Below are 530 nucleotides of genomic sequence, written 5' to 3'. Positions count from 1 at the left end.
AACCGCCGGACATGGCGCCGATCGTGGTGGTGAGCCCCGGCGGCTGGGTGTCGTCGATCTGGCGCGCGACCGCCACATGATAGCCGTTGCCGACCTCACCCTTGTGCCGGGCGGTGAGCGTCACGACGGCGCCGGCCGCCGCCGCCGTGAGGGGCAGGCCGGCGACCGCAGTGATGGCCGCTGCCGCCGCCGTCGCCGCCTGCGCGGCGGTCTGCCCGTTGCTGATGGCGAGCGGGATCCGAACGCTGCCGATGTAGAGCGCGAGAGGCCCGGCGAGCGTGGCCGCGCCGGCGAACGTGATGGTGCCGGTGGCGGCGATGCCGGTCGCGGCATCGGTGAGACCGACCGCGTACAAATCGCCCGTCGTGTTCGACCCCTTATAAAACCGCACCATGTCGTCGCCCACGGAGCCGGCGCCGAACAGGCCCGCGCCCTGATCCTTGCGCGTGATGCGGTAGAGGCTCTTGGGCGTCGCCGTGCCGGTCGGCAGCTGCTGCACGAACAGGATGGTGCGCGCGGGATAAGGCACC

The 530-nt window shown here is 72.1% G+C and carries 1 pseudogene; it reads right to left on the bottom strand.

Features of this window, described 5'->3' with window-relative positions:
• A pseudogene (locus V5F77_RS29090) lies at positions 1-530 on the bottom strand (phage tail protein); the annotation flags it as partial.

This window comes from Roseixanthobacter psychrophilus (assembly GCF_043195195.1).
Taxonomy (GTDB): domain Bacteria; phylum Pseudomonadota; class Alphaproteobacteria; order Rhizobiales; family Xanthobacteraceae; genus NCEH01.
Note: the sequence above shows the minus strand (reverse complement) of the source record. Positions and strands in the feature narration are given on the sequence as shown.